The organism is Methylobacterium longum (assembly GCF_022179385.1).
GTDB lineage: Bacteria > Pseudomonadota > Alphaproteobacteria > Rhizobiales > Beijerinckiaceae > Methylobacterium > Methylobacterium longum.
This window is the reverse complement of sequence record NZ_BPQS01000047.1, coordinates 12,336-37,879: the sequence shown is the minus strand read 5'-3', so window position 1 is coordinate 37,879 and position 25,544 is coordinate 12,336. Positions and strand designations below refer to the sequence as shown.

Here is a 25,544-nt window from a genome sequence, read left to right as displayed (position 1 = left end):
CACCCTCTTCCCCGAGGTCGGTGGTGTAGGTGTTGAAGTTCTCGGACTTGAGCATCAGCTCGATGCTCTGCGCGACCGTAGCGTCATCTTCGACCAGCAGAACGCGCATGATACCACCTCTGTTTGAGATGCCTCATATTTCGTAAATGATACTAAATCGTTAATGCGCGTTCTGGAGATTTAATTTCCGGTGATGCCTCTATGGCTAATCGATGGTCTCGTGGGCTATCGAATGATAATTAGTGCGCTATGGCAAGTAATTGCACCTGATCCGCCATGATCTTCGCGCCCCGCGACCGGTACCCCCGCTGCTGGCGCTCGCGGTTGATCAGCCACACGATGGCCTTGCCTGCCTCCCGGTCCCTGGCAGCCGAGGAAGCCCGCAGGGCCGCGGCGGTCGCCTCGCGGTCGCTGCTCGGGCCGGCCGCGATCCTGTCCGAGACGTCCGCGAGCAGATGACCGTTCTCCTTCGGCTGGGCCGCGAGGGCGTCGGCCTTGTGGGGCGCCTCCAGCTTGGCGGTCCGCGCCTCGATCAGCTTCAAGCTCGGGACCAAGCCTCCCCAGCCATGAAGCCCCCGCGGACCAGTCGGGCGCGGACCCAGGCATCCCGCCCGGGGGCGGTCGGCTTGCCAGCCTCGGCCTGCCGCAGGACCGTGATCAGGCCATCCGGTCCGTCGCCCGCCAGCCCCCTCTCGACCGCCCGGCGCGACTGGGGGCGTCCGCCTCGCCTTCAAAGATAACCTCCAGGGCCCCGCAGGGCGATTGCGCGAGCCGCGGGGGCGACCGGCGGGATCACCGGAACGGCCGCGCTCGATCTGCGTGTCCTCTCGCGGACTCGATCGGCGTCCAGCCACGCCAGCCTGCAAACAGCAGTCAAAGATCCGGCCAGATACATAGCGCTGGCTAAGATATTTCATGATCGGGCTGGATGACCGCGCCGGCGTCTCGCGCGAAAAGGGTGCGGATACCGGCCGGGCCGGCCCGGGTTGATCTCCGACACGGAGAGAGTCTGATGCCCCACACGCCCAAGGCCGCGAACACGCAGGATCTCGCCGACACGGAGTACGACGGCGAGCGCTGGGCTCGGGTCGGAGCGGAACGGCAGTCCGTTTCTTCGGCCAGCCCTACAGCCCCTTCGGATCCGACTGATGGCCCGGAAGTTGGCTTGACGCGGACCGGCACCGATGAGGGCGCCGTCGTGAAGCGGGAGACCGATGTCTGAAGGCGACGGATCAGCCGCCGCTAGGAGGCGCACCGGTCGCGCCCCACAAACCACCGCTGACAACGGCCCATGGGAGGAACACCTCGTGAAATACCTATTCGCCAGCACGCTGATCTCGGCGAGCCTGTTCGTCTTCCCGAGCATGCCGGCCGTGGCTCAGAGCATCGACATCGGGCCGGGTGGCGTCAGGGTTGATCCGCGATCGTCACGGGAGCGGGATCGTGACGAGATCCGCAGGGACGAGCGTCGTGAGGAGTTCCGCGACGAGCGGCGCGGTTCGATCCGCCGCGAAGAGCGCCTCCGTCGCGATGGCGATGACGATGACGACGACTGATCCGCTTCGAGGGCGGGGCCTCGGCTGACCGGCCAACTGGGTGCGGGTCCCGCCGTTCTTGCGTGTTCGGCCGACGTGCAGCGTGAACGATCCCGTCCGGCCGGCTGGATGAACGAGCGGACCGAACGTCGTTCAGCGCACGGGGCGCATTCTCCCTCATCCGGTCCGGCAAGCCCGGTCCGACGGATCAAGAGGTTCGGTTATGGTGCGCACCACGATGCTCGGAATGGCTGCGGTGATCGCGGCAGGGTTCATCACCGCCACAGCAGCGAACGCGACGCCCTTCGGGTACGGCCCGCTCAACGGTGGAGTGTTGGTCGAGGGCGTAGCCGGCGGCTGTGGTCCGGGTTTCCACCCGAATCCCTGGGGTCGCTGCCGCCCCAACGACCGGGGGTGGGGCTATGGTGGTCCCCGCGGTTACTACGGCGATCGGCCGGGGTACGGGTATGGCCGCGGCTACGATCGCGGCTACGGCGGCTATGACGGTCCGCGCCGGTTCTACGGCGGGTACTGACTCGCGAACTCGGGGCTTGGCCGCGCAGGGGGCTGGAACTGAAGGCCGAAGAACGGTGCGCGGCCGAGAGCCCGGCGGCTCAGGCCCGCGGGAGATGCGGCGGAGCTCAACGGGATGCGTGGCTGCCCCCTCCCGGCAAGCACGGCCGAGAGCCCGTCACCGTTCCGACACGGCAAGGTGTGCCAATCCTCGCTGCGTCGGGGCGAACCACGAACCTGTCGGCATGCAGGCTGATCCGTCTCGGCACCCCGTCGCCTGCTCAGCGGCAGGTCGTTGGTTCGAGCCCTCCCGGCGCCGCTAGCACGGCGGCCGCTCGATTGGGGAGTGACGGACGAACAGGAGCTTCCGTGCGGCTCACAACGCTGACGAGGCGCATGGCCGGCTGCGCCGACCCGGCCCGCGCTTCGCCAGGGCCATGCCAGCGCTCACCGGCCGGTCACGGTGCGGCGGAACGCGCGCGCCGGACCGGCAGCGGTCAACCGATCGCCCAGAACAGCGGCAGGGCGCCGGCCAGGAACAGGGCGTACGAGACCAGCACGGCGGCACCCTCGCGGTGCCGGAGAATAAGAGCGTGGGGGAACGCGAACATGACGCAAGCCGGATCGACGGAAGGCGCCCCAGGAACGCTCCCGAATCGTGACCGAACGGGGGCGCCCGGCGATGGCGACCGGCGATCGCCGGCGGCTGTCGCATCCCGGTGACAGTGGCCGCCCCCGCGCCGGATGCACCCCCCAAGAGCTCCCGGGAAGCCCCCGGGAGGGACCGGCCACGCGGCCGGCCCGGATCGGCCGCCTGGCCCTCACGCGAACATGTCGGGCTGGGTCTCGGCGATCTGGTTGTAGAGCGTCTGGAAGTGCAGCCAGCCGATGTAGTCGCTGCCCACGTGCTCGCGGCTGTAGCGGGCGGTCTTCTCCGACAGGAGCTGCGGCTTGATGCCGGAGGCCTCGACCAGGAGCTGCTGCCGGCAGGCCCGCTCCAGGGCGATGAACCAGAAGGCCGCGTCGTCGATGCTGTGGCGCGAGCAGGTCAGCAGGCCGTGGTTCTGGTGCAGCACGCCGCGGTTGCGGCCGATCTGCTGGGCCACCGAGAGACCGCTCTCCTTCTCCACCGCGACGGCCCCCGCCGACGCGCCGATCACCGCGTGGCTGTTGTAGAAGGCCGCGGCGTCCTGGCTGATCATGTCGAGCGGCCGGCCGGTGGCGCACCACGCGGTGCCGTAAGTGGTGTGCGCGTGGCACATCGCCATCACGTCGGGGTGCTCGTCGTGCACGGCGGCGTGCAGCACGAAGCCCGCCCGGTTGATGGCGTGGCGCCCCTCGACGACCCGGCCCGCGTGGTCGGCCAGGATCAGGTTCGACATCCGCACCTGCGAGAAGTGCACGCACATCGGGTTGGTCCAGTACAGCTCCGGACGCTCGGGATCGCGGATCGTCAGGTGGCCGGCGAAGCCGTAATCGAAGCCCTGCATCGCGAAGGCGCGGCAGGCGGCCACGAGGTGCGTCTTGCGGTACGCGCGCGCCTCGGCGTGGTCGGCGAAGTCCGGCATCTCCGGGAAGATCAGGCCGGCCTGCTCGGGCTGGTAGATCGAGGTCCGCTTGCGGCCCGCATCGTCGGCGGGGAGGTCGAGGGCGAGAGCGGCGTCCTGGGCGTGATCGTCGAGCATGGCGTTTCCTCGTCGGGGCGGGAACGGGAGGTGGCGGGGCCGCTCGTCGACGCGGCACGTCGTGATCCTCCGGCGGGATCGGAGCGCCGGGGCTCGGCCCCCCGCGGGCCGGGTCGTTCGCGGCCGCTCGACGGCACTATCCTGCCGTGCGTCTGCATTGACAAACGACGATTTTTCACGCGTTTCGTGAATGCAATTCATGAGTCGCCCGATGCGCCGGATCCCGAGCTTCCCCGCCCTGCGGGCCTTCGAGGCCGCCGCGCGTCTGGGCAGCTTCGCCCGGGCGAGCGCGGAGCTGCACCTCACGCCCTCGGCGGTGAGCCACCAGGTTCGCGCCCTGGAGCGCTGGTTCGGGCGTCCCCTGTTCCGGCGGGCGAACCGTCAGGCGACGCTCACCGTGGATGGCCAACGCCTGCTTGCGGGCCTCGCCGGCGCCTTCGACGCGATCGAGGCGGTCTGCGCGGAGCTGAGCCCACCGCCGGCAGCGCTCGCCGCCGCACTGGCCGTCCACTGCACCCCGAGCTTCGCGGCGAAGTGGCTCGGTCCCCGGTTCCCCGCCTTCGTGGAGTCGCATCCCGGCATCGCCATCCGCCTGTCGACCAGCGCCGACCCGGTGGATCTCGGCCGGCACGCGGAGATCGACATCCTGATCGCCTACGGCCGGCCGCCGCGCGGCCCCGGCCTGACGGTCGAGTCCCTCGGACCGGAGGAGATCGCGGCCCTGTGCACGCCGGAGGTCGACCGGGCCGTCGGGCCGCTCGGACCCGGCCCGGGTGAGCGTTTCACCCGGCTGGACTCGTCGTTCAGCCCGCTGCGCTGGCCCGACTGGTTCGCCCATAACGGCCTGCCTGTTCCGACCGGAGCGGCGGGCGCGGCCTTCGACCGAGGCTCGTTGGTGATCGCCGCGGCGGTCCAGGGGCTCGGCGTTGCCCTGGAAACGCTGCGGTTCGCCCGGGACGAGATCGGCGCCGGCCAGCTCGTCCGCCTCGGCGGGGGGCGGGTCGCGAGCCTGTACAGGGATCTGCACTTCATCTGCTACCGCGACCGGGACGCGGATTTGGAGAAGATCCGGGCCTTTCGCCGCTGGCTGCTCGACGTGGAGGCGGAGAGCCGGGCCGGGCAGGCGGATCCGCCGGGCTGACGCGGCGGCCATCGGGGGCCGAGCGGTCACCCTCCGGCCGGGTCTCAACGGGCTCCGGGATCGCTCTAGGTGTAGGTTCAAGCAACACGGGGACGGCGGCGGGGATCGACTCTCGATTCCGGCCGCGGATCGCCCAGGGAGAACGCCCCATGTCCCTCTTCGCCAAGCTGCAGCGGCGCGCCAGCGAGGGCCGGCCCGTACGGGTGGGTCTGATCGGGGCCGGCAAGTTCGGCTCCATGTACCTGTCGCAGGCGCCGCGCACGCCCGGCACCCACCTGATCGCCGTGGCCGACCTGTCGCCGGACCGGGCGCGCGCGTCGCTGCGCCGGGTGGGCTGGGAGGAGGCCGGATTCGCGGCGCGCGGGATGGAGGAGGCCGCCCGCGCCGGCACAACCCTGGTCACCGAGGATGCCGACGCGCTGATCGCGAGCCCCTTCGTGGACATCGTCATCGACGCCACCGGCAGCCCGGCCGCCGGCATCCGCCACGCGCTCAGGGCCTTCGCGGCGGGCAAGCACATCGTGATGGTCAATGTCGAGGCCGACGTGCTCGCCGGGCCGCTGCTGGCCCGCAAGGCGGCCGAGGCCGGGGTGATCTACTCCATGGCGTCGGGCGACCAGCCGGCCCTGATCGCCGAGCTGGTCGACTGGGCGCGCACCATCGGGCTGGAGGTGATCTGCGCCGGCAAGGGCACCAAGTACCTGCCGGCCTACCACGCCTCCACGCCCGACACGGTCTGGGGCCATTACGGCTTCAGCGCCGAGCAGGTCGCCGGCGGCGACTTCAACCCGCAGATGTTCAACTCCTTCCTGGACGGCACCAAGTCGGCCCTGGAGATGGCCGCCGTGGCCAATGCCTGCGGGTTGACGCCGCCCCGCGAGGGCCTCGCCTTCCCGCCCTGCGGCGTCGACGACCTGCCGAACGTCCTGCGTCCCATGGCGGATGGCGGCCTCCTGGCGGAGCGCGGCACCGTCGAGGTCGTCTCGTCCCTGGAGCGCGACGGGCGACCGGTGTTCCGGGACCTGCGCTGGGGCGTCTACGCGGTGTTCGCGGCGCCGAGTCCCTACGTGCGCGACTGCTTCGCCCAGTACGGCCTCAGGACCGACGAGAGCGGCCGCTACGCCGCCACCTACAAGCCCTACCACCTGATCGGCCTCGAACTCGGGATCTCCGTGGCCTCGATCGCGGTCCGCGGCGAGGCGACGGGTGCGACGGGCGACTGGCGCGGCGACGTGGCGGCCACCGCCAAGCGGGCGCTGCGGGCAGGGGAGAGACTCGACGGTGAGGGCGGCTTCACCGTCTACGGCAAGCTGATCCCGGCGGCCGACGCCCTGGCACAGGACGCCCTGCCGATCGGCCTCGCCCACAACATGGTCCTCAAGAACGACGTGCCGGCGGGTCGGGCCGTGCGCTGGAGCGACGTCCAATTCGACGCCGGGCAGGAGGCGATCCGCGTCCGGCGCGCGATGGAAAGCCTGTTCCGGCAGGAGTGGGGCGGCGCCGGGGCGGCGGGCTGATACGGTTCCGGATGAAGGCGGCGACGTTCCCGCACGTCCCCCCGCAGAGGGGGAGGGGGGGCAGGGGGCTCCGATGCGCCGGACCCGTCGACCGCACGGTGATCGCCGACTTGAGCGCGCTATCCGGCTGGCGTCGGTCCGCTCGCAAGGACGGTCGCGCCATCGCGACCGAACCGAAACCCGTCCGACAGGGCCCGCCATGACATCTGCGCTGCGCCTCACCGCCCTCCTCACGGCCCTCGCCTCCGCGGCGCCGGCGCAGGCCGGCTGGACGGGGCCGGAAGCCCAGCCGCTCTTCGACAACGAGGCGAATCCGAAGGGCTACAACTACGCCCCGAGCCTCATCACCGAGAACGGCACCACCGACATCTGGTGGTGCGGGCAGGGCAAGACCGACGTCATCTATCACCGCGCCTACAACCCGCAGACCGGCTTCTCCCCGGCCCGGATCGTGTTGCAGCCGACGCCGGGCGCCTGGAACCGCCAGTACGTCTGCGATCCGAGCGTGATCAAGGGCCGCTTCACCAACCCGGCCGACGGACAGCCCTACGCCTACGCGATGTACTATTCCGGCGCCGACAACCTGCCGGGCAACAACAACCAGACGGGGCTGGCCTTCTCCAACGACAAGGTCACCTGGGTGGACTACCCGAAGCCGGTGATCGCGCCCCTCAACCCGGTCGTCGCTCAGGGCACTTACGGCGCGGGGCAGCCCGCGACCGTCAACCTCGACGGTGGTTCGGGTCTCCTGGTCTTCACCACCGATCTGACCGGGCCGCAGGGCGTGGCGGGCTTCGGCGACCTCTATGTGCGGCGCACGGCCGACGGGGTGCATTTCGACCCGCCGGTGCGGGTGCCGAACGTGGCCGCCGACGGCACGACCATCAACCCGAACTCCGATTTCGGCTACGACCCGGCGTCCGGCGAGGTCTACGTGATCACCGGCCTCCCGGGCCGCAACTGTGGGCAAGTGGCCTGCAAGGACCCCGCCCGCAACCCCGACCGCGAGACCTACCAGATGGGCCTCTACCGGATGCCGCTGAAAAGCCTGCTCAGCGGCACGCCCGCCCGCTGGATGCCGGCCGGCACCCTGAACGCGGACGTCACGGGCTTCTACCTCAACCACAGCCCCGGCTTTCAGCGCGATGGCCGCGGCAGCCTCACGCCGTTCCTGCCCGCTGTCACGGTGTTCTTCTCGGGCGGCGACCCGTATCCCGGCACGTGGCGCATCGCGACGGCGACGCTCGACCCGGCCTCCGACCGCGCGCCGCTCAAGCGGGCGGTCGGGCCGGCCGGGCACTGGGTCACCACGGGCTACACGGCGCCGGGCTACAGGATCGAATCCACCCTCGGCGCGCTGTTCCTGCTGCCGCGGCCCGGCACCGCCAAGCTCATGAGCTGCGTGGCCGGCACCGACCATTTCCTCAGCCGGGATCCGGACTGCGAGGGGCACACGCCGCTGGGGCAAACCGGCTACGTCCACGAGGCCCCGCATCGAGGCAGCCATCCGCTCTACCGGTGCAACGCCGGCGGGCACGACCACTTCGTGTCGCTGGACAAAGGCTGCGAGGGCCAGACCGCCGAAGGTCTCCTGGGCTACGCCCTCGACTGATCCCGGTGACGACGAAGCGCGGCCGTCGCCCCATGGAGGCCCGCGGGTTCACACGTCGCGATCGGACACCGACCTTCCGGAACAAGGGCGCCTTTCCCTCCCCCGGTCGGGGCCCGGGACAGGGATGGTGCGGAAGGCACGGCACCGCTCGAGCCTGAACCGCCCCACCACCGAGGCCTTCCGCAAGAGGCGGTGAGCGGGGCCGCGCCAGCACGGTGTCGATCCGGAAGCCCCGCCCGGGGCCGCGCCATGACGACGATCGGGCCGTTCCGCCGAGAGGGGCGGCCTCACCCCGCCGCCAGAACCTCGGCCTTCGCGCGGCCCCCGAGATAGGCCGACCGGATCTCGTCGTTCGCCCAGAGCGACTCGGGATCGCCCGAGAGGACGAGGCGGCCGGTCTCCAGCACGTAGCCGCGATCGGCCACGGAGAGGCCCATCCGGGCGTTCTGCTCCACCAGCAGCACCGTGGTGCCGCGGCGGCGCACCTCGGCGATGATCGCGAACACCGCCTGGACGATCACCGGGGCGAGGCCGAGCGACGGCTCGTCCAGCAGGAGGATGCGGGGCTTGGCCATCAGGCCGCGGGCGAGCGCCACCATCTGGAGCTGGCCCCCCGACAGCGTCCAGCCCAGCGCGTCGCCGAACCGGCGGATGTCCGGGAACAGGTCGAACATCGCCTCGACCTCGTCGCGCAGCGCCCGCTTGCCGAGACCGGAGCGGTTGGACGCGCCCAGCATGATGTTCTCGCGCACCGTGAGCCCCGGGAAGACCCGGCGCCCCTCCGGCACGTGGGCGACGCCGAGCCGCACGATTGCCTCGGGCTTGAGGCCCTCCAGGGGCTTCCCCTCCAGCAGGATCGTGCCGGCGGCGGGGCGCACCAGCCCCGAGATCGCCTTCAGGGTCGTGGACTTGCCGGCACCGTTGGAGCCCAGCAGCGTCACGACCTCCCCGGCGCCGACCGAGAACGACAGGCCGCGCACGGCCTCGATCTCGCCGTAGCGGACCACGAGGTCGCGGATCTCGAGAAGGGGCGGGGTCGCGGCTGGCGTCATCGCTGGGGTCACACCGGAGCGAGGTCGGTCTTGAGGCTCGCCGCCGGTCCCGCGGCGGCGTCCTCGCCGAGATAGGCCTGGATCACCGCGGGCTCGCGCAGCACGGTCGCGGTGACGCCGTCGGCGATGCGGCGGCCGAAATTCAGCACCGTGACGTGGCTGGCCACGTCGCTCACCAGCGTCATGTCGTGGTCGATGATCAGGATGGTCAGACCCTTCGCGGCCATCCGGCGCAGGAGCACCGTCAGGGCATTCTTCTCGCTGGAATTGAGGCCGGCGGCCGGCTCGTCGAGGAGCAGCAGCACGGGGTTGCCGGCCAAGGCCCGCGCGATCTCGATCAGGCGCTGGTGGCCGTACGAGAAGCCGGAGATCGGCTCCTCCGCCCGGCCCTCCAGCCCGACGAAGGCCAGGGCCGCCCGGGCGCGGGCCTCCAAGGCCGCCCGGTCGCGGGCCCCCAGCGGGTTGTTGGGCCGCTCGGCGCCGATGACCACGTTCTCCAGAGCGCTCATGGAGCGGAACAGGCGGATGTTCTGGAAGGTGCGCCCGATCCCGGCCGCCGCCCGCCGGTGCGGGGACAGCCGCGTGACGTCCTGCCCGGCCAGCCGCACGGTGCCGCCCGTCGGGCTGTAGAGGCCCGAGAGGACGTTGAGCGTCGTCGTCTTGCCGGAGCCGTTCGGGCCGATCAGCGCGTGGATGCCGCCCCGCGCCACCGTGAAGCTCACCGCGTCCACGGCCTTGAGGCCGCCGAAGTGCTTGGACAGGTCCGACACCTCCAGCATCGGCGCCGTGGAGGCCTCGCCCTGGCTCAGGGTCAGCTCGGCGGCCGGCGGCGGCGCCGGGCGGGTCCGGCGCAGGCGCCGGACCTGGTCGCCGAGGAAGCCCCAGATCCCGTCGGGCATGAACACCACGATGAGGATCACCGCGAGTCCGTAGATCGCGAGGTAGAGCCCGGGGATCTCCTTGAGGAAGCGCAGCCATTCCGGGATCAGGATCAGCAGGGCCGTGCCGATCACGGCGCCCACCGGCGAGCCGACGCCGCCGAGCAGCGCCATCGTCAGGAAGACGATCGACTCGGCGAAGGAGAACTGGTCGGGGCTGATATAGGTGAAGCTGCCGGCGAACAGGCCGCCCCCGAGACCCGCCAGCAGCGACCCGACCGCGAAGGCCGCCACCTTGGTGCGGTAGATGTCGATCCCCGAGACGCCCGCCGCGAGCTCGTTGTCGCGCACCGCCCGCATGGCCCGCCCGAGCCGGGTCCGCGGCATGTGCCAGACGAGCCAGCCGACGATCGCCAGCACCAGCACGCACAGGGCGAGGTAGCTCTGCCCATCCGCGAACAGGGCGGGGCGGCGGATGTTCGGCACGCCGTCGGGCCCGTGCGTCACCGGGATCCAGTTGGTGAGCACCAGCGTCAGGATCTGCTGGAACGAGATCGTCACCATGGCGAGGTAGTGGCCGCCGAGCCGCAGCGTCGAGGCGCCGAGCGCGGCGCCGAGCACCACCGCGAGGCCGAGGCCGACGATCAGGCAGATCCAGAAGTTGAGGCCGCCGTCGACGGTGCCGAGGCCGACCGCGTAGGCGCCGATTCCGAAGAAGGCGGCCTGGGCGAGGTTGATCTGCCCGCACAGGCCGAGCACGACGGTGAGCCCGATCACCGCGATGGCGTAGGTCGCCGCCTGCATCAGGATGTTGAGGGCGTAGCCGCTGAGCGGCGTCGTGGCAGCCACCGCCACCAGGGCGGCCGCCAGGACCGCGTAGGCGAGGCTCCCCAGCGGCAGGCGGCGGCGCACCGTGGGGGGCGACGCCGGCACCGCTGTGGCCGGGTCGGCGACGGGGGAGGGGGTGCCGCTCATGCCTTCTCCGCCACGCGCTCGCCGAACAGGCCCTGCGGGCGCACGACCAGGAAGACGATCAGCACCAGGAACGCGAAGGCGTCTTTGTAGGGCACCGAGATGTAGGCCGCCCCGAAGGTCTCGATGATGCCCAGCGCGAGGCCGCCGATGATCGCCCCGGTGACGTCGCCGAAGCCGCCGATGATGGTGGCGGCGAACGCCTTCAGGGCGATCGTGGCACCCATCTGGATCGACACGAACAGCACCGGTGCCACCAGGATGCCGGCGATGCCGCCCAGCACCGCGCTGTACACGAAGGTCAGCATGATCATGCCGGCCACCGGGATTCCCAGGAGGGCCGCCATCTCCTTGTCCTGCGAGGTCGCCTGCAGCTTCTTGCCGACCAGCGTGTGCTCGAAGAACCAGTACTGGAACGCCACCAGGGCCGCCGTGACCGCGATGATCAGCAGGTACTGGCTGTCGAGGAAGACCGGACCGAGCAGGAAGCCCTGCGTCTCGAAGACCGGCGGCAGCACCTGCGGCTGCGGCCCGTAGAGGGCGAGGGTGGTGTTGGCCAGGAAGATCGAGGCGCCGATGGTCGAGATGATCACCGGCAGGTAGCTGCGGTGGCGCAGGGGATAGTAGACGCCCAGGTTGAACAGGGCGCCGAGCAGCGCCATGCCGCCGATGGTGAGGAGCAGCGACAGCCAGTAGGGCCATTCGAGGTCGACGGCGAAGACCACCATCAGGAAGGCCGCCACCATGGAGAACTCGCCCTGCGCGAAGTTCACCACGTTGGTGGCGCGGAAGATCAGCACGAAGCCGAGCGCCACCAGGGCGTAGACCGAGCCGATACCGATCCCGGTGAAGAGGAGTTGCAGGATCAGGTCCATGCGGTCCGCACTCTCGTATCCCCGTCGGAGGTTGTTCCCGCGTCCGGGCGGTGAAGACCCGATCTCAGCCCTTGTAGAAGTCGATCCGCTTGTCGAAGACGATGCTGCCCTTGTCGTTGCGCACGACGTTGTAGCCGTGCAGGCCGTCGCCGTTCTTGTCGAAGTTGTAGGTGCCCTCGGCCCCCTCGTGGCCGCGCACCGCCAGGAGAGCCTCGCGGATCGCCTGCGGGTCGGTCTTGCCCGCCGCGTTGATCGCCTTGGCCAGCACCGTCACCGCGTCGAAGGTCCAGGACGATTGGTTGTCGGGGGCGATCTTCATCGCCGCCCGGTAGGCCTTTCCGTAGGCGCGGGCGGCGTCGCTCGATTCCTCGGCGTAGTCGGCCACGCCGTAGGTGCCGTAGAGGGACGGCCCGGCGAGCTTCAGGGCGGTCACGTTGGTGATCGACGGCGATCCGACCCAGGGGGCGGTGACGCCGAGCTGGCGCAGCTGCCGGGCGAAGATGCCGATGTCGTTCTCGAAGGTGAAGTACGAGCCGATCACGTCGGCGCCCGACTGGCGGATCGCCAGCACCACCGGGGTGAAGTCCTGGCTCTGGTTGGTGTAGCCCTGGTCGAGGGCGACCGTGGCGCCGCCCTTTCCGAGGCTCTCGGTCAACGCCTTGGCGCCGCTGGTGCCGAAGGCGTCGGTGGAGTGGATGATCGCCCACTTCTTCTTGCCCAGCCCGTTGACGCCGTGCTCGGCGATCACCTGGGCCGAGAAGCTGTCGTTGGGCCGGAAGCGGAACAGCCAGGGATTGCCGAGCTGCGTCAGCACGGGGTCGGTCCCGCCGAAGCAGACCGGTTTGCCGGTCTTCAGGATGTCGGGGGCCATGGCGTGGTTCTGGGTCGAGCGGATCGAGCCCAGGAAGCCGACGAGGTCGGGCTGCGAGGCGAGCTTGGAGAAGGCGAAGACCGCACCGGGATTGGTGGTCTGGTCGTCCTCGGTCACGATCTCCAGGGGCTTGCCGAGCACGCCGCCGGCCTTGTTGACCGCCTCCAGGGCGATCTTGGCACCGGCCAGCGCGTAGCGGCCGGCATCCGCGCCCGGCCCCGTCACGGGGAGCACCATGCCGATGCGGACCGTCGATCCGGCGCCCTGGGCGAAGGCCGAGCGTATCACCCCCGGCGCGAAGCCGACCGCGAGGGCGGATGCGGCACCCGTCAGGAAAACGCGACGCGTCGTCGTCATTGGCGTATCCGTCCCTTCGCCGATGCTGAAGCCCGGCGTTGGCATGGATGCTCCATACCGGATGCCATGATGTCCATCCCGCCGTGGGCCCGGGCTTCACGGAAATGAGAGGAAGGCCCGGGATCGTCACTCCCGACCGGCGCGGGCGACCCCGACGGGGGCCGCACCCTGCGGCCGCCGGCGTAACACCCGGACCCCGCGATCCGCTGGACAGGCGCCGAGGCGCGCGGTTTAATCGTTCTTATCCGGAGCCGCATCCCGGCAGGCGACCACCGGTCTCTGAAGCGGACTGGAAGAGGGCGTGACCGGCCCGGCCGGGTCCCGTCGATGTCAGCCGACGAGGGCCGCGGCGGCCTCTGATCCGTCTGGGGGGAGACCGTGTGGACTGACGCGCATCTCGATCGATCAGCCTTCCCGGCCCAGGCCCGCGTTCGAGACCGCGCCCGGGCCCGTGGGCGGCCAGCGCGCCGGGCGCTCGTCGGGCTGACGGCCGTCGCCCTGCTGGCCTCCGCCGCCATCGCCACGGCCCCCGCGGCGTTCGTCGAGCCCGACCTCGCGCGCGTGATCCGCTTCATGGCGCTGATCAAGGGCGGCTTCGCCCTCGCGGCGCTCGCCGGCTGCTTCTGGCGCCTCGCGCGGCCGGCCGGTCCGGTGCGAACCGCGATCTACGTGGCGGCGCCGCCGGCCATGGCGGCGGGCGCCCTCGCCCTGGGATCGCTCCACAGCCCCGCCCTCGCGGCGGCGGGCCTGCATCTCGGCCTCCTCGCGGTGCTGGCGGCGGCGCTTACCGATTCCGAGTTCCTGCCCGATCGGCCGCGACACCGCTGAACGCCGGTCCCAGCCGCGATGCGGTCGGTGTCCGTGTGATCGCTATCCGTGCGGGTGGAGGACGAAAATCGGGCGCCTCGGCGTGCCGGCCCGGACCGTGGTGCCTGCGGGAATACCCGGCCGGCGCGCTCAGCGGAGGGCGAGGACCTGCGCCGCGTGGGCGGCGACGTGCTGCACCGCCGGCAGATCGTAGGCGTAGACGCGCCCGGCCAGGATCGCCAGGGCCAGCGCCCAGAAGACCGCGCCTCCGACGCGCCGCGCGGTGCGGTCGCCGGCCGCGTCCGGGCAGGCGCGCGCGACGCCGTCCGCGACGGGTTCGCCGAACGGATCGAAGGCCGTCGCCTGTGTTTCTGACACGCTGCGCATGATGGGAATGTCGCGTCCGGAGCATCCCCGCGCAATGGAGACGTCTTCCGTATTTCCACCCAGGTGGAGACGCTTGTTCTCTAACTGCGCTGCGGTGCGAACATCTTCTTCTCTGGCCGCGCGGCAAGGCCGGACGGTGCCGGATCTCAAGCCCGAACGGTGCCGGCCGCCGCTTCGTGCATGGTGTAGTAGGGCATGCGCTCCCGGCGGCCCCGCAGGGGCTCGCGGCAGACCTCGCGCCACGCCGCCGCGGGCTCGCCGGCGGCCCGCCGCGCCGCCTCCGAGACCAGGATCGGGACGCCGTGCAGCTTGGTGGCCTGCTCCAGCCGGGCGGCGACGTTGACGGCGTCGCCCAGGACCGTGAACTCGTAGCGCGCCTCCTCGCCGATGATCCCGCAGAACACGGTGCCGTAATGGACGCCGACCCCGATGCGCACGGGCTCCGCCTGCGCGGCCCTGTCGCCCCAGCGGGCGATCACCGTCACGAGGTCGCGGGCGAAGGCCAGGGCCCGGGCGGCGTCGTCGGGCCGGGGCTCGGGCAGCCCGAACACCACCAGGGCGCCGTCGCCGATGAACTTGTCGACCACGCCGCCCCGCAGCCGGGCGAGGCGCGTGACCCGCCGCCGGAAGGCGGACAGGAACTCGGAGAGGCGGTGCGGGTCCAGGCTCTCGGCCAGGGTGGTGGAGCCGCGCAGGTCGATGAACACGATGGCGGCCTGCTGCCGGCGGCCCGCCTTCAGGCTCCCGTCGTCGTCGGCGAGCCGCAGGACCAGCTCCTGCGGCAGGAACCGCGACAGCCGGTGGCGCCGGTTCGCCTCCCGCAGGGCCGACGTGGAGAACAGCACGAACAGGACGGCGAGGATCCCGATCAGGATCCAGATGGCCAGGGCGATGCGGGAGACCGCCTCCTGCCGCCGCTCCATCCGGTCCGCCTCGCGGGCCTCCATGCTGCGCACGCGGTCGCGGATCGCGTCCATCACTTGCTTGCCCCGCCCCCCGGCCACGGAGGCCCGGGCCGCCGCGCCGTCGCCCGCCCGGCTGAGGGCGACGCTGGCGCCGAGTTCGTCGAGCTTCGCCCGGATCAGCTCGGAGAGGGCGTCGAGTTCGGCCCGCTGCTCGGGATCGCCGACGACCAGGTCGCGCAGCCGGTCGAGCTGGCGGCCGACGTTCACGCGCCCCTCGGTGAAGGGGAGCAGGAAGGCCGCGTCGCCGGCGAGCAGGTAGCCGCGCTGGCCGGTCTCGGCGTCCTGCACCGCTGACAGCACCCGGGCGAGGCGCCCGTCCACCGCCACGGTGCGGCGCACGGCGTCGATGCCGCGCTGCTGGTACACGAAGGCGCCCAGCGCGATGGCGGTCATGACCAGGATCGTGGCGAATCCCACCGTCATCCACGTCACGGTGCGCGAGCGCAGGGACCGCTGCACCCGCGCCACGACGCGCTCGCGGATGGGGGCGGGGTCCGGCGCGGGATCGGCCGGCGCGGGATCGGCCGGGACGGGGGCGGTCGTGACGGCCACGTCAGACCCCGCCCAGGCCGTCCAGCCGGACGGCCCGCCCGAGCCGGGAGCCGGCCGCGTCCGCCCGCGCCCGGCAATCCGCGATGGTCGCCCGGGCCGTCTCGATGGCCACCGAGGCGGCCGAGAGGGTCGGCACGCTCGGCTCCCGCGCCCGGGCGTAGCGGACCACGTCCATGGCCAGCGCGTCCACCTCGCCGGTCAGCCCCGCGATCGCCGCGGGGTCCCTCAGCGCCCGGGCCTGCCCGGCGATCTCCAGCAACCGATCCAGGATCTCGTCGATGCGCTCCCGGCGCAGGCCGGCGAGGCGCTGCCGGATCCAGGCCAGCACGGAGACGAGGCCGCCCGCCAGCGCGCCCAGGAGATAGAGCGTGTCGCCGTAGCGCTCGATGAAGCCGTGCTGGTCGCGCTCGTAATAGTCGATGGCACCCGGATGGATCGGGATGCGGGCGCTGGTGGCCGCCACGGTGGTGTCGTAGGCCGGCGCCTGGACGTACTCGGCGGCGTCGGTCACCTGCGCAGCGGCGCTGCGCGTCTCGAAGAGCTGCCGGGTCACGTCGGCCGCCACCACGCGGCTCAGGGAGGCCCGCGCCATCAGCCGGTACGAGGCGCCCACGGTCTTCACGTCGTCGGCCGGCAGCTTCGGGCGGCCGCCGAACAGGCCGCCCGGGATCGTCACCGCCTGCAGCCGCGGGAAGCGCTCGATCACCGCGCCGTCATCCTCCACGGCGACGAACGCCACCTTGCCGCCGCGGGCGACGCCCTGAACGGCCGAGACCAGGGCCAGCGCCTTCGGCGCGGAGGGCGCGATGATGCTGACGAAGGCATCGATCCGCTTCTCGCGGAACGCGGCCGCCACCGCCTCCTGGTCGACCGGGACCAGCAGGACCGTCGAAGCCCGGGCCGGGCCGGCGGCCTCCTCCAGGGTGAGGCCGTAATAGCCGAGGAGATTCCGGAGCAGCCAGAGATCGGCATCCCGGTGCGCCGCGATGCCGAGCCGCTTGCCGGCGAGTTTCGGGAAACTCGTGGGGCCGGCCTGCGCGGGCGAGGCGATGACCATCGCCTGATCGCGCAGGATCGCCAGGGTCAGGCCGTTCGTCGGCAGCAGCACGTCGGGGCGGACCACCGCGAGGTCGGCCCGGCCGTCCTGAAGGGCGGCGGCGCTCTCGCGCACGTCGTCGAAGGACAGGATGTTCAGCCGGACGTTCCCGTGGGCGGCGTCGAGGGCGTCGGCATAGGCCTTGATCAGGCCGGGCTCGGTGCCGTCCCGCGGAGCGACCGCGACGGTGAGCACCGTCGCCTGGAGCAGGATCCACGCCGCAACCCCGCCGGCCCCCAGGAGGGCGGCGCCCGCCAGGAGCAGGATCTCCCGGCGCAGCAGCCAGGCGGGGAGGGCCCACATGGCCGCGCGCCCTCAGAACAGCGAGATCAGCACGATGCCGGCGACCATCACGGCGGCGCCGATCAGGCGCGGCGGGCCGGCCTTGACCCGCTTCATGCCGAACCAGCCGAAATGGTCGAGCGCCACCGAGGTCAGGAGGTTGGCGGTGATCAGCAGGCCGTTGAAGGCGCCGGCCCCGACCTTGTCGACGAAGAGCAGCCCGGCGAACACCGCCACCGCGCCGGTGATGCCGGCGAACGGCATCCACCAGCGGACGCCCGAGAGATCCTCCCGGGTCGGCAGCGGCGTCGGCCGCAGCAGGAACACCAGCGCGAACACGAATACGACGGGCACGAACGACACCGTCGCGGCGAGCCAGGGATTCTCCAGGGCGCCCCGCAGCTGCGCGTTCCAGACCACGCCGATCGCCATCAGGGCGCCGGCCACGAGGATGAATGGGTAGAGCAGCTTGCCGGACATGGCGTGGCCCTCGCCGCCGTCGCTCTTGCCCCCGGAGCGCGCGATGAAGGTCACGCCGACCGCCATCAGCAGGCCGCCGAGCCAGGGCATCGGCTTGAAGCCCGCCGCCTGCAGGCCGAACAGGCCGAGGGCGTCCATCGCCAGGGAGGTGAGGATGTTGGCGGTGAGCGTCAGGCCGTTGAACGGTCCGGCGCCGACCTTGTCGATGAAGGCGAGGCCGCCGAACACCGCCACCGCGCCCGCCACCCCGCCGAGCGGCGCGTACCAGGGCATCCGGCTCAAGCCGTCGAGGCTCGGCAGCGGCGTCGGCATGGTGAGGAACAGCGTCGTGAACACGAAGACGATCGGCAGGAACGACACGGTGGCGGCGAGCCATGGGTTGACCAGGCGGCCGCGCAGCTGCGCGTTCATCGCGTTGCCGATCGCCTGCAGCGCGCCCGCCACCAGGATGAAGGGATAGAGGAGGGCAGGGGGCACGCGCGGACCTTCAGGTTCTCGGGAGGGGGATCAGGCGAGGAGCAGGCCGGCGAGCGCCAGCACGAGGGCCGGCGGCATGACCAGCAGGCCGAGCTTGAGGAAGGTCCAGGCGCCGACATCCTGGCCCTCGCGACGGATGGCGTTGAGCCAGAGGATCGTGGCCAGCGAGCCGGTCACCGACAGGTTCGGGCCCAGATCGACGCCGATCAGGATCGCGCCCGCGACCTTCTCGGGCACGTCGGCGGCGTGCACGGCGGCGCCCGCGATCAGGCCGGCCGGCAGGTTGTTGACGAGGTTGCACAGAACCGCGATCAGGCCGCCCGCGCCCCAGGCGGCGGCCTCCGGAGCGGCGTGCGCGTAGCCCCGGAGGAGGTCCGCCAGCAGGGCGAGGACGCCGGTCTTCTCCAGGGCCTCCACCAGCACGAAGAGGCCGGCCACCAGCGGCAGGACGCTCCACGACACGTCCTTGGCCACCGCGACGAGGCCGCCACGCTTCAGCAGGAGCACGACCCCGGTGGTGGCGAGCCCGGCCACGAAGGTCGGCAGGCCGAGATCGCGGCCGAGCGCGGAGGCTCCGATCAGCACGCCGCCGGTGGCCACGATGCCGAAGCCGGCCACGAGGCCGGTGCGCGAGAGCGGCACCGCCTCGACGTCGGTGGCGACCGTCTGGCCGCGCAGGGTCCCGGCCTGGGTCAGGCGCAGCACCGCGTAGGTCGTGGCGATGGCCAGCACGGAGGGCAGGGCGAACAGGCCGAGCCAGCGCACCAGCGGCGGCATGTGCTCGGCGAAGACCACGAGGTTGGCCGGGTTGGAGATCGGCAGGACGAAGCTCGCCGCGTTGGCGATGAAGGCGCAGATGAACAGGTAGGGGAGGGGATTCTCCACCTTGGCGGCCTTGGTGGCCGCGTAGACGGCGGGCGTCAGCACCACCGCGCAGGCATCGTTCGACAGGAACACCGTGACGACGGTGCCGACCAGATAGACCAGGGTGAACAGCCGGGTGGCCGAGCCCCGGGCGGCGCGCACCGCGATCGAGGCGAGCCAGTCGAACAGGCCCTCCTTCCGGGCGACCTCCGACATCAGCATCATGCCGACGAGGAACAGGTAGACGTCGGTCCCCTTCAGCACGCCCTCCCAGGCTGTGGCGGGAGCGAGCAGCCCGAGGGCAACCAGGGCGCCCGCGCCGAGCACGGCCCAGATCGCTTCGGGCCACGAGAAAGGCCGCACGATGACGCCGAGGGTCGCGAGCGCGGCGATCGCCCAGGTGGCGAGGTTGGGGGTCAGCGTCAGCGCGCCCATCGGGTCCAATCGTCCTCTGTCGGTCTGGTCGGCGGGGTCGTTCGTGAGATGGTTCGGGGGTGGTCGTGGGGTGGTCTCGGCGCGTCTACCAGTGCCGGCCGTTGCGGTTCGGCCCGAGCTGGTCGCCGCGCAGACCCTTCTCGGGCCAAGCGGGCAGTCGGCAGGTGTCGCTGCCCGGGCGCTCGTGCGCCGGGGGCGGGACGAAGGTCCGGCCCACCGGCTCGATCACCTCGGTATCGGCGTTCCCGGTGCCGTCCGTGACCGTGACGGCGAGCCGGCGCGCGCCCTCCGGCCACGGGATCCAGGCATGGACCGTCCGGGGTCCGTCGGGCACCATCGGACAGGACGCCCCGCCGTCGATGCGGACGCGGCAGCACCACGCGCCCTGCGGCTGGTCCGTGAGCACGAGGGCTCGGACGTCGATCTGGCCGTCGAGGGCGGCGTCGCGGGGGGCGGTGGCGAGACGCCGGTCGGCCGGGCTCGTGATCATCACGAAGGGCAGCGCCCGGTCGAGGGGCTTGAAGCGCCAGCTCGTGACGGCGCCGTCGATCGCCGCCACCGCGTAGCCGACCGAGCCGTCCTCGTTCTGGCCGACGGAGCGGGCCGCCGCGTAGAGGGTGCGCCCGTCCGGGGCGAGTTCGTTGTAGTGGGTGTGGCCCATCTCCACGAGACGCACGCCGTGGTGACGGATCAGGCCGGCCAGCGCCGCCCTCTCGTGGGGCACGCAGAGATCGTCCGGGTAGGTGTGGGTGAAGACCGCGCAGGGCAGGCCCTGCCGGGCGGCCTGCGCGAGCGCGTCCTCGAGCCAGGCGAGCTGGCGCGGGCCGAGCCGGAAGTCGAGGCCGAAGCCCTTCTCGCCGTAGCCGGCGCTGATCATGTCGAGGAACAGGCAGTGCACGCCCCCGATCGTCTCGGCATAGTAGGATTGCGTCACGGAGGCCGCGTCGCGCGGGCGCGGCAGGGCGTGGCGCCGCGCCGCGTGCCCGCCGCCGCGCGGACTGCCCGCGACCGCGGCGAACAGGGCGTCGAAATCCGTCATCGTGCCGTGCTGGCGGTCGTGATCCCCGGCGATCAGGCGGACCGGCAGGTCCGGTTGGCGGTCGAGCGCGGCGCGCAGGATCGCGTACTGCGCCGCCTCCCCGTCCTCGGCGAGGTCGCCGGGCAGGAAGGCGAAGTCGAGGAGGCCGCTCCGGTGCAGCCCCGCCACCTCCGCCAGGATGGCGCGCAGATCGTCGGCGTGGCGGTCCTCCGCGCGCTCCAAGTGGAGGTCGCCGATATGCGCGAAGGCGAAGATGCCGTGACGAGCCCTCATGGCGCCCCCGAGCGTGCAGACCGCCCGCTCACTTCTCGGTTCCCCTGAGCCATCGTGCCCCCGGACAGGCGCGTCCACCCCGGCCGGAGATCGGCCACGGTGCTCGCGACCGGCCCGACGTTTCGGACACAGCCGAGTTCCGGCACCGGCCCGACGCGGGCGGCAATGGGACCCTAACTTTTCGTGATCGCGGCCGCCCCGGGGGGCAGCACAGGGAAAGTGTCAGAAAAGAAGACACTCCCTGTCGTCTCGGCCGACAGAGTGCCGCAACTTGGCGTGTCGTCCGCCGGACCTTCCGCCGGGAGGCGGAACCTTCCGGAGGCGGTTCGGTGCCTCCGGCGGACCAGGTCCGGCCGGCCGCACTCCAGGATGTCGTACCCCGCGAACTTCACATCCACGGAGGCGGCCGCGCAGCCCTGTCGACGCAGGCCCACCACCCGGCCGCCGGCATGGCGCCAGATCCCCCGGATGTCGGCGAGGTCGAGCCGCGCGAACACGACCTCGTGGCCCTGCATCGTCCGGGGCAGATCGCTTCCGCGCTTCAGGGGCTGCGACGGAGCGCCCCCGCGTCGCAGGAAGGCTCGTTCCCGGGCGCCAGGGTGCAGGGGAAGGGTTCGTTCGCGGCGCGCTCACGGACGAGGACGATCTTCCTTAAGACACTGATAAATAGAGACAATGTCAGGAGGGGTCCGGCCCGGCAAGGCTTGTTGCGCGCCTTCCGGAGCGCTACCACGTCCCATCCGGCCGCCGCCGCGGCCGCGCGCGTCGCGACCGGGGATTTCCATGGGCATCTTTCTTCCCGCGCTGGCGGGCGGCGTGCTGATCGGCCTCTCGGCCACGCTGTTCCTGCTTCTGAACGGCCGAATCGCCGGGATCAGCGGGCTCGTCGCCGGCATCGGCCGTCCGGGCGAGCGCCGCCGGGTCGATGCCGCCTTCCTGTTAGGCCTCATCCTCGGGCCGCCGGTCTTCGCGCTGCTCGCCGGACACTGGCCGCCGATGCGGATCGAGGCCGGTCTGCCGATCCTGGCGCTGGCCGGCCTGCTGGTCGGCTTCGGCACGCGGCTGGGCTCCGGCTGCACCTCCGGCCACGGCGTGTGCGGCCTCGCCCGCCTGTCGCCGCGCTCGATCGTGGCGGTGCTGGTCTTTCTGGCCACCGGCATGCTGACGGTCGCGGCCGTCCGGGGTCTGGCGTGAGCACGGCCCTGCGGCTCCTCGCGGCGCTGGTTGCGGGACTGGTCTTCGGCCTCGGCCTTGCCCTGTCGGGGATGCTCGATCCGGCGCGCGTGCGCGGCTTCCTCGACGTGGCGGGCGCTTGGGATTCGAGCCTCATCTTCGTCCTCGGCGGCGCCGTCACGATCTCGGGCCTCGGCTATCGCCTGTGCCGGCGCCGGTCCGGGCCGGTGCTGGAGACCCGGTTCGACCTGCCGATCCGGCGCCGGGTCGATGCGCCCCTCGTCGCCGGGGCGGCCCTGTTCGGGATCGGCTGGGGACTCTCCGGCTTCTGCCCCGGACCGGCAGTGGCGGCGCTCTCCACGGGCGCGACCCCGGTCCTCGTCTTCGTCGCCGCGATGCTCGCCGGGATGGCGCTCCACGACTTCGGGCGCCGCGCTGTGGAGCGCGGGCCCACCGGGCTGCCGCCGCCGGTCCCACGGGGTTGAAGCGCCCCGGCGTGATTCTGGTCGCGCGCAGCATTTCGATTTCCAATGTGGCTCGAACGGAGGTCGTTCGTATCGTTCGATCTAGATATTTAGAATGTTCGGCTTGGTCTGCTTGATCTAAACAGTGATCGACAAGCTCAGCCGGAAGCGCCTGTGCCGTCCATCCTGCGGGAGGGCCGGCTCGTGCGCCCTGGCGTGCCGGGAGACCGCCGTCAGGATCCCGAAAGGTCGAAGCGCCATGTCCCTCTTGTCCTCCCGGCCCGCCATCCACCCACCGAGAGACACGACCTTACGCCGAGGGCGATTCCGGCGCTGTGTCTCCGCTGTGGCGGTCGCTCTCTGGGTGGCGACGATGCCGGTACCGGCCCTCGCGGGCGTGCGGGTGGGCGTGACGCCCGGGGCGCTCGCCGATTCCATCCGGGTCGCGGCTGCCGAGGCCCAGCGACAGGGACTCGATGTTCAGGTGGTCGAGTTCGCCGACTGGACGATGCCCAACGTCGCCCTCGCCAACGGCGACCTCGACGTGAACTACTTCCAGCACCAAGCCTTCCTCGACATCCCCACGCGGGAGACCGGCTTCCCGCTGCGGAGCGTCGGCCTCGGCCTGCTTCCCAGAATCGGGCACTACGCGGAGCGGCACGCAACCCTCGGCGCCGTGCCCGAGGGGACCAAGGTCGCGGTCGCCAGCGATCCGGTGAACCAGGGTCGGGGCCTGCTGCTGCAGGCGGCCGGCCTGATCACGCTGAGGGACGGCGTCGGCGCGAAGGCAACCCTGGACGACGTCGCGGCGAATCCGACGCGCCTGCGCTTCGTCGAGGTCGAGGGGACGCAACTGGTTCGGGCAGTCGCGGATGTCGATCTCGCCCAAGGCGACCCGGCGCACTTCGTCAGTGCCGGCAGCGGCGATGCCGCCGGCCGCGCGCTGATCTACTCGGGCGCGGACGAACTCGCCTACGCCATCCGGTTCGTGGCCCGCGTGGACCGGACCGACGAACCCGAGATCGCGCGGTTCGTCGCCCTCTATCAGGCCTCGCCGTCCGTGCGGGCGCGGATCGACGCTGCCTACGCGCACAACCCGGCCTTCTACACCCTGCCCTGGCTCGATCGAGCCGTCGCGCGCCAGAGTTCCACACGATGAAGGTCCTGCATCACCTCGCCGCCGCGGCGCTCATCCTCGGCATACTCCTCTTCCAGACGCTGGCCGCCCGGGCGGAGAGCCTGAAGATCGGTACCGTTCCCGGAGCCTACAGCGACGCCGCCAACGTGGCGGCCCGGGAGGCCAAGGCCGAGGGCCTCGACGTCCAAGTCGTCGAGTTCAGCGACTGGACCACGCCGAACGTCGCGCTGGATGCCGGCGACATCGACGTGAACTTCTTCCAGCATCGACCCTTCATGGAGAACGCCGCGAAGCAGAAGGGTTATGATTTCGCTGTCGTCGGGCTCGGGATCCTGCAGAACATCGGCCTGTACTCCCTGAAGCATAAGAGCTTCGACGCGATCCCGGTGGGTGGCTCGGTGGCGGTCGCCAACGATCCGGTGAACCAGGGCCGCGCCCTGCTGCTCCTCCAGAAGGCCGGGCTGATCAAGCTGAAGGACGGGGTCGGCTTCCTCGGCACCCTCGACGACATCACCGAGAACCCGAAGAAGCTGAAATTCACCGAGGTCGAAGGCCCGCAACTCGTGCGGATCACCGGCGACGTCGACCTCGCGCAGGGCTACCCGCACTTCATCGTGGCGTCCGGCAGCTTCGATCCGACCAGCGGCCTGATCTATTCCGGCATCGAGGACAAGCTGTTCGCCGTGAGCTTCGTCACCAAGGCGTCGCGCCAGAACGACCCGGCCGTCGCCCGGTTCGTCACGCTCTTCCAGAAGTCGGACGCCGTGAAGCGGCAGATCCGCAAGTCCTTCGCCGACAGTGACAAGCTGTATCTGCTGGCGTGGCAGAACTGATGGTTGGCCTCGCCTTCGACAGCCTGCGCGGTCCGGGCGTCCGTCCCGCCGGACCCTTGAGCCCCGACGCCGCCCTGGCGCCCGCAACCGTGACGGCCGCGCCTCGCCGGACATCCGGGGCGGTGCGGTTCGAGGCGGTCTCCAAGTCCTACCCGACCGGCTCAGGCCCGGTTCAGGCGCTCGACGGCGTCGACCTCGACATCCCGGCCGGGGCGATCTTCGGCATCATCGGCCGCTCGGGGGCGGGCAAGTCGAGCCTGTTGCACACCGTCAACCGGCTGGAGGAGCCGACCTCCGGCCGGGTGCTGGTCGACGGCGCGCCGATCGAGGCCCTCGGCACGGACGGGCTGGTCGCCCTGCGCCGCCGCATCGGCATGATCTTCCAGCACTTCAACCTGCTCGCCGCCAAGACCGTCCGGCAGAACGTGGCGCTGCCGCTGACGGTGGCCGGTGTCCCCCGGGCCGAGATCGGCCCGAGGGTCGAGAAGGCGCTGCGCCGCGTCGGGCTGGAGGGTAAGGCCGATGCCTACCCGTCGCGGCTGTCCGGGGGACAGAAGCAGCGCGTCGGCATCGCCCGGGCGCTCGTGAGCAATCCCGAGATCCTGCTCTGCGACGAGGCGACCTCCGCCCTCGACCCGGAAACAACGCTGGCGATCCTCGACCTGCTGCGAGACATCAACCGGCGGCTGGGGATCACCATCATCCTGATCACCCACGAGATGAGCGTGATCCGCGAGATCTGCAACGACGTGGTGGTGCTGGAGGGGGGCCGGGTGGCCGAGACCGGGCCGGTCTGGCGCGTCTTCGGGGCGCCCGAGCATCCGACCACCCGGGCTCTCCTCGCGCCGCTGACCCGCGACCTGCCGGCGGACCTGGCGGCTCGGCTTCAGCCACACGCGGCGCCGGGCGGGTCCGCGATCCTGCGGATCACCTATGCCGGGCAGGGGGGACCCGACCTCTCGAGCCTCGCGGCGGCCGCGGGAGCGCCGCTGCGCCTCCTTCAGGCCGGGATCGAGCGGATCCAGGGTCACGCGGTCGGCCGGATGCTGGTGGCCGTCGCGGAGGCGGATCCGGACCTGGAGGCGCGGCTGCGGTCCCTCGGTGGGGCGGTGGAGCAGATCGGCTATGCCCGCATGGATCCCGACGCGGGATGAACCCGCCGTGAGCCGCCGTCGCCTTCCCTGCGGGATCCCCAAACAGGGCCCGCACCGCGCCACCGGTCCGGGACGGGGCGGCTCTGCAGGATGAACCACGACGCCCTGTCCCGGGCG

General features: G+C 71.6%; 24 protein-coding genes and 1 pseudogene. 12 read left to right on the top strand and 13 right to left on the bottom strand.

Annotated features, from left to right (window positions below):
* Together MFF58_RS25485 and MFF58_RS25480 are read right to left on the bottom strand one after the other, a co-directional pair.
* Positions 1-109: pseudogene (locus tag MFF58_RS25485) on the bottom strand (DNA-binding response regulator); the annotation flags it as partial.
* Positions 110-239: 130 nt separating this feature from the next.
* Positions 240-542: a hypothetical protein gene (locus MFF58_RS25480; protein WP_238291952.1), complete on the bottom strand. Its 303-nt coding sequence runs from the start codon at positions 540-542 to the stop codon at positions 240-242.
* A 470-nt stretch (positions 543-1,012) separates the two neighbouring features.
* Here MFF58_RS25480 and MFF58_RS25475 point away from each other — a divergent pair, with 470 nt between their 5' ends.
* From MFF58_RS25475 to MFF58_RS25465, 3 genes are all read left to right on the top strand, one after another.
* Positions 1,013-1,222, top strand: coding sequence for a hypothetical protein (locus tag MFF58_RS25475; protein WP_238291950.1), 210 nt, complete (start codon positions 1,013-1,015; stop codon positions 1,220-1,222).
* Positions 1,215-1,556, top strand: a complete 342-nt coding sequence (locus MFF58_RS25470) for a hypothetical protein (protein ID WP_238291948.1) — start codon at positions 1,215-1,217, stop codon at positions 1,554-1,556. The genes MFF58_RS25475 and MFF58_RS25470 overlap by 8 nt, the downstream gene beginning before the upstream one ends.
* A 202-nt stretch (positions 1,557-1,758) precedes the next feature.
* A complete protein-coding gene (locus MFF58_RS25465) occupies positions 1,759-2,070 on the top strand; it encodes a GCG_CRPN prefix-to-repeats domain-containing protein (protein WP_238291946.1) in 312 nt (103 codons plus the stop codon).
* Between the two features lie 799 nt (positions 2,071-2,869).
* Here MFF58_RS25465 and MFF58_RS25460 read toward each other — a convergent pair.
* The gene (locus MFF58_RS25460) at positions 2,870-3,733 is read right to left on the bottom strand and encodes a class II aldolase/adducin family protein (protein WP_238291944.1); all 864 of its coding nucleotides are present in this window, start codon (positions 3,731-3,733) and stop codon (positions 2,870-2,872) included.
* Between the two features lie 199 nt (positions 3,734-3,932).
* Here MFF58_RS25460 and MFF58_RS25455 point away from each other — a divergent pair, with 199 nt between their 5' ends.
* The 3 genes from MFF58_RS25455 (at position 3,933) to MFF58_RS25445 (ending at position 8,003) form a co-directional block, all read left to right on the top strand.
* Positions 3,933-4,874: a LysR substrate-binding domain-containing protein gene (locus MFF58_RS25455; protein WP_238291941.1), complete on the top strand. Its 942-nt coding sequence runs from the start codon at positions 3,933-3,935 to the stop codon at positions 4,872-4,874.
* Between the two features lie 149 nt (positions 4,875-5,023).
* Positions 5,024-6,391 (top strand): NAD(P)H-dependent oxidoreductase, encoded by a 1,368-nt coding sequence (locus MFF58_RS25450; protein ID WP_238291939.1) that lies wholly within the window; start codon positions 5,024-5,026, stop codon positions 6,389-6,391.
* Between the two features lie 199 nt (positions 6,392-6,590).
* Positions 6,591-8,003 carry a hypothetical protein gene (locus tag MFF58_RS25445; RefSeq protein WP_238291937.1) on the top strand — a complete coding sequence of 471 codons (1,413 nt, stop codon included), beginning with the start codon at positions 6,591-6,593 and terminating at the stop codon, positions 8,001-8,003.
* Positions 8,004-8,290: 287 nt separating this feature from the next.
* On the opposite strand, the gene MFF58_RS25440 is transcribed toward MFF58_RS25445, so the two are convergent.
* From MFF58_RS25440 to MFF58_RS25425, 4 genes are all read right to left on the bottom strand, one after another.
* The gene (locus tag MFF58_RS25440) at positions 8,291-9,055 is read right to left on the bottom strand and encodes an ABC transporter ATP-binding protein (RefSeq protein WP_238291935.1); all 765 of its coding nucleotides are present in this window, start codon (positions 9,053-9,055) and stop codon (positions 8,291-8,293) included.
* 8 nt (positions 9,056-9,063) lie between these two features.
* The gene (locus MFF58_RS25435) at positions 9,064-10,908 is read right to left on the bottom strand and encodes a branched-chain amino acid ABC transporter ATP-binding protein/permease (protein ID WP_238291933.1); all 1,845 of its coding nucleotides are present in this window, start codon (positions 10,906-10,908) and stop codon (positions 9,064-9,066) included.
* A complete protein-coding gene (locus MFF58_RS25430; protein WP_238291931.1) occupies positions 10,905-11,780 on the bottom strand; it encodes a branched-chain amino acid ABC transporter permease in 876 nt (291 codons plus the stop codon). The genes MFF58_RS25435 and MFF58_RS25430 overlap by 4 nt, the downstream gene beginning before the upstream one ends.
* Positions 11,781-11,844: 64 nt before the next feature.
* A complete protein-coding gene (locus MFF58_RS25425; protein WP_238291929.1) occupies positions 11,845-13,008 on the bottom strand; it encodes an ABC transporter substrate-binding protein in 1,164 nt (387 codons plus the stop codon).
* A gap of 378 nt (positions 13,009-13,386) precedes the next feature.
* On the opposite strand from MFF58_RS25425, the gene MFF58_RS25420 reads away from it, so the two are divergent.
* Positions 13,387-13,836, top strand: coding sequence for a hypothetical protein (locus tag MFF58_RS25420; RefSeq protein ID WP_238291926.1), 450 nt, complete (start codon positions 13,387-13,389; stop codon positions 13,834-13,836).
* 129 nt (positions 13,837-13,965) lie between these two features.
* Here the strand turns inward: MFF58_RS25420 and MFF58_RS25415 are convergent, their stop codons facing one another.
* The 6 genes from MFF58_RS25415 to MFF58_RS25390 form a co-directional block, all read right to left on the bottom strand.
* On the bottom strand, positions 13,966-14,202 hold the full coding sequence (locus MFF58_RS25415; RefSeq protein WP_238291924.1) for a hypothetical protein: 237 nt from the start codon (positions 14,200-14,202) through the stop codon (positions 13,966-13,968).
* 146 nt (positions 14,203-14,348) lie between these two features.
* Complete coding sequence (locus MFF58_RS25410) at positions 14,349-15,719, bottom strand: adenylate/guanylate cyclase domain-containing protein (protein ID WP_238291922.1); 1,371 nt, start codon at positions 15,717-15,719, stop codon at positions 14,349-14,351.
* Position 15,720: 1 nt separating this feature from the next.
* Positions 15,721-17,118 carry a TAXI family TRAP transporter solute-binding subunit gene (locus tag MFF58_RS25405; protein WP_238291920.1) on the bottom strand — a complete coding sequence of 466 codons (1,398 nt, stop codon included), beginning with the start codon at positions 17,116-17,118 and terminating at the stop codon, positions 15,721-15,723.
* Positions 17,119-17,130: 12 nt separating this feature from the next.
* On the bottom strand, positions 17,131-18,054 hold the full coding sequence (locus MFF58_RS25400; protein ID WP_238291918.1) for a DMT family transporter: 924 nt from the start codon (positions 18,052-18,054) through the stop codon (positions 17,131-17,133).
* 30 nt (positions 18,055-18,084) lie between these two features.
* Positions 18,085-19,362, bottom strand: a complete 1,278-nt coding sequence (locus MFF58_RS25395; protein WP_353959805.1) for an arsenic transporter — start codon at positions 19,360-19,362, stop codon at positions 18,085-18,087.
* Between the two features lie 76 nt (positions 19,363-19,438).
* Positions 19,439-20,665: a metallophosphoesterase family protein gene (locus MFF58_RS25390; RefSeq protein WP_238291914.1), complete on the bottom strand. Its 1,227-nt coding sequence runs from the start codon at positions 20,663-20,665 to the stop codon at positions 19,439-19,441.
* Between the two features lie 783 nt (positions 20,666-21,448).
* Here MFF58_RS25390 and MFF58_RS25380 point away from each other — a divergent pair.
* From MFF58_RS25380 to MFF58_RS25360, 5 genes are all read left to right on the top strand, one after another.
* Positions 21,449-21,859, top strand: coding sequence for a YeeE/YedE family protein (locus MFF58_RS25380; RefSeq protein ID WP_238291912.1), 411 nt, complete (start codon positions 21,449-21,451; stop codon positions 21,857-21,859).
* On the top strand, positions 21,856-22,323 hold the full coding sequence (locus MFF58_RS25375; RefSeq protein WP_238291910.1) for a YeeE/YedE family protein: 468 nt from the start codon (positions 21,856-21,858) through the stop codon (positions 22,321-22,323). Before MFF58_RS25380 ends, MFF58_RS25375 begins: the two co-directional genes overlap by 4 nt.
* 352 nt (positions 22,324-22,675) lie before the next feature.
* Positions 22,676-23,461: a MetQ/NlpA family ABC transporter substrate-binding protein gene (locus tag MFF58_RS25370; protein ID WP_238291908.1), complete on the top strand. Its 786-nt coding sequence runs from the start codon at positions 22,676-22,678 to the stop codon at positions 23,459-23,461.
* The gene (locus MFF58_RS25365) at positions 23,458-24,273 is read left to right on the top strand and encodes a MetQ/NlpA family ABC transporter substrate-binding protein (protein ID WP_238291906.1); all 816 of its coding nucleotides are present in this window, start codon (positions 23,458-23,460) and stop codon (positions 24,271-24,273) included. Before MFF58_RS25370 ends, MFF58_RS25365 begins: the two co-directional genes overlap by 4 nt.
* Positions 24,273-25,427: a methionine ABC transporter ATP-binding protein gene (locus MFF58_RS25360; protein ID WP_238291956.1), complete on the top strand. Its 1,155-nt coding sequence runs from the start codon at positions 24,273-24,275 to the stop codon at positions 25,425-25,427. Before MFF58_RS25365 ends, MFF58_RS25360 begins: the two co-directional genes overlap by 1 nt.
* Positions 25,428-25,544 lie beyond the last annotated feature (117 nt).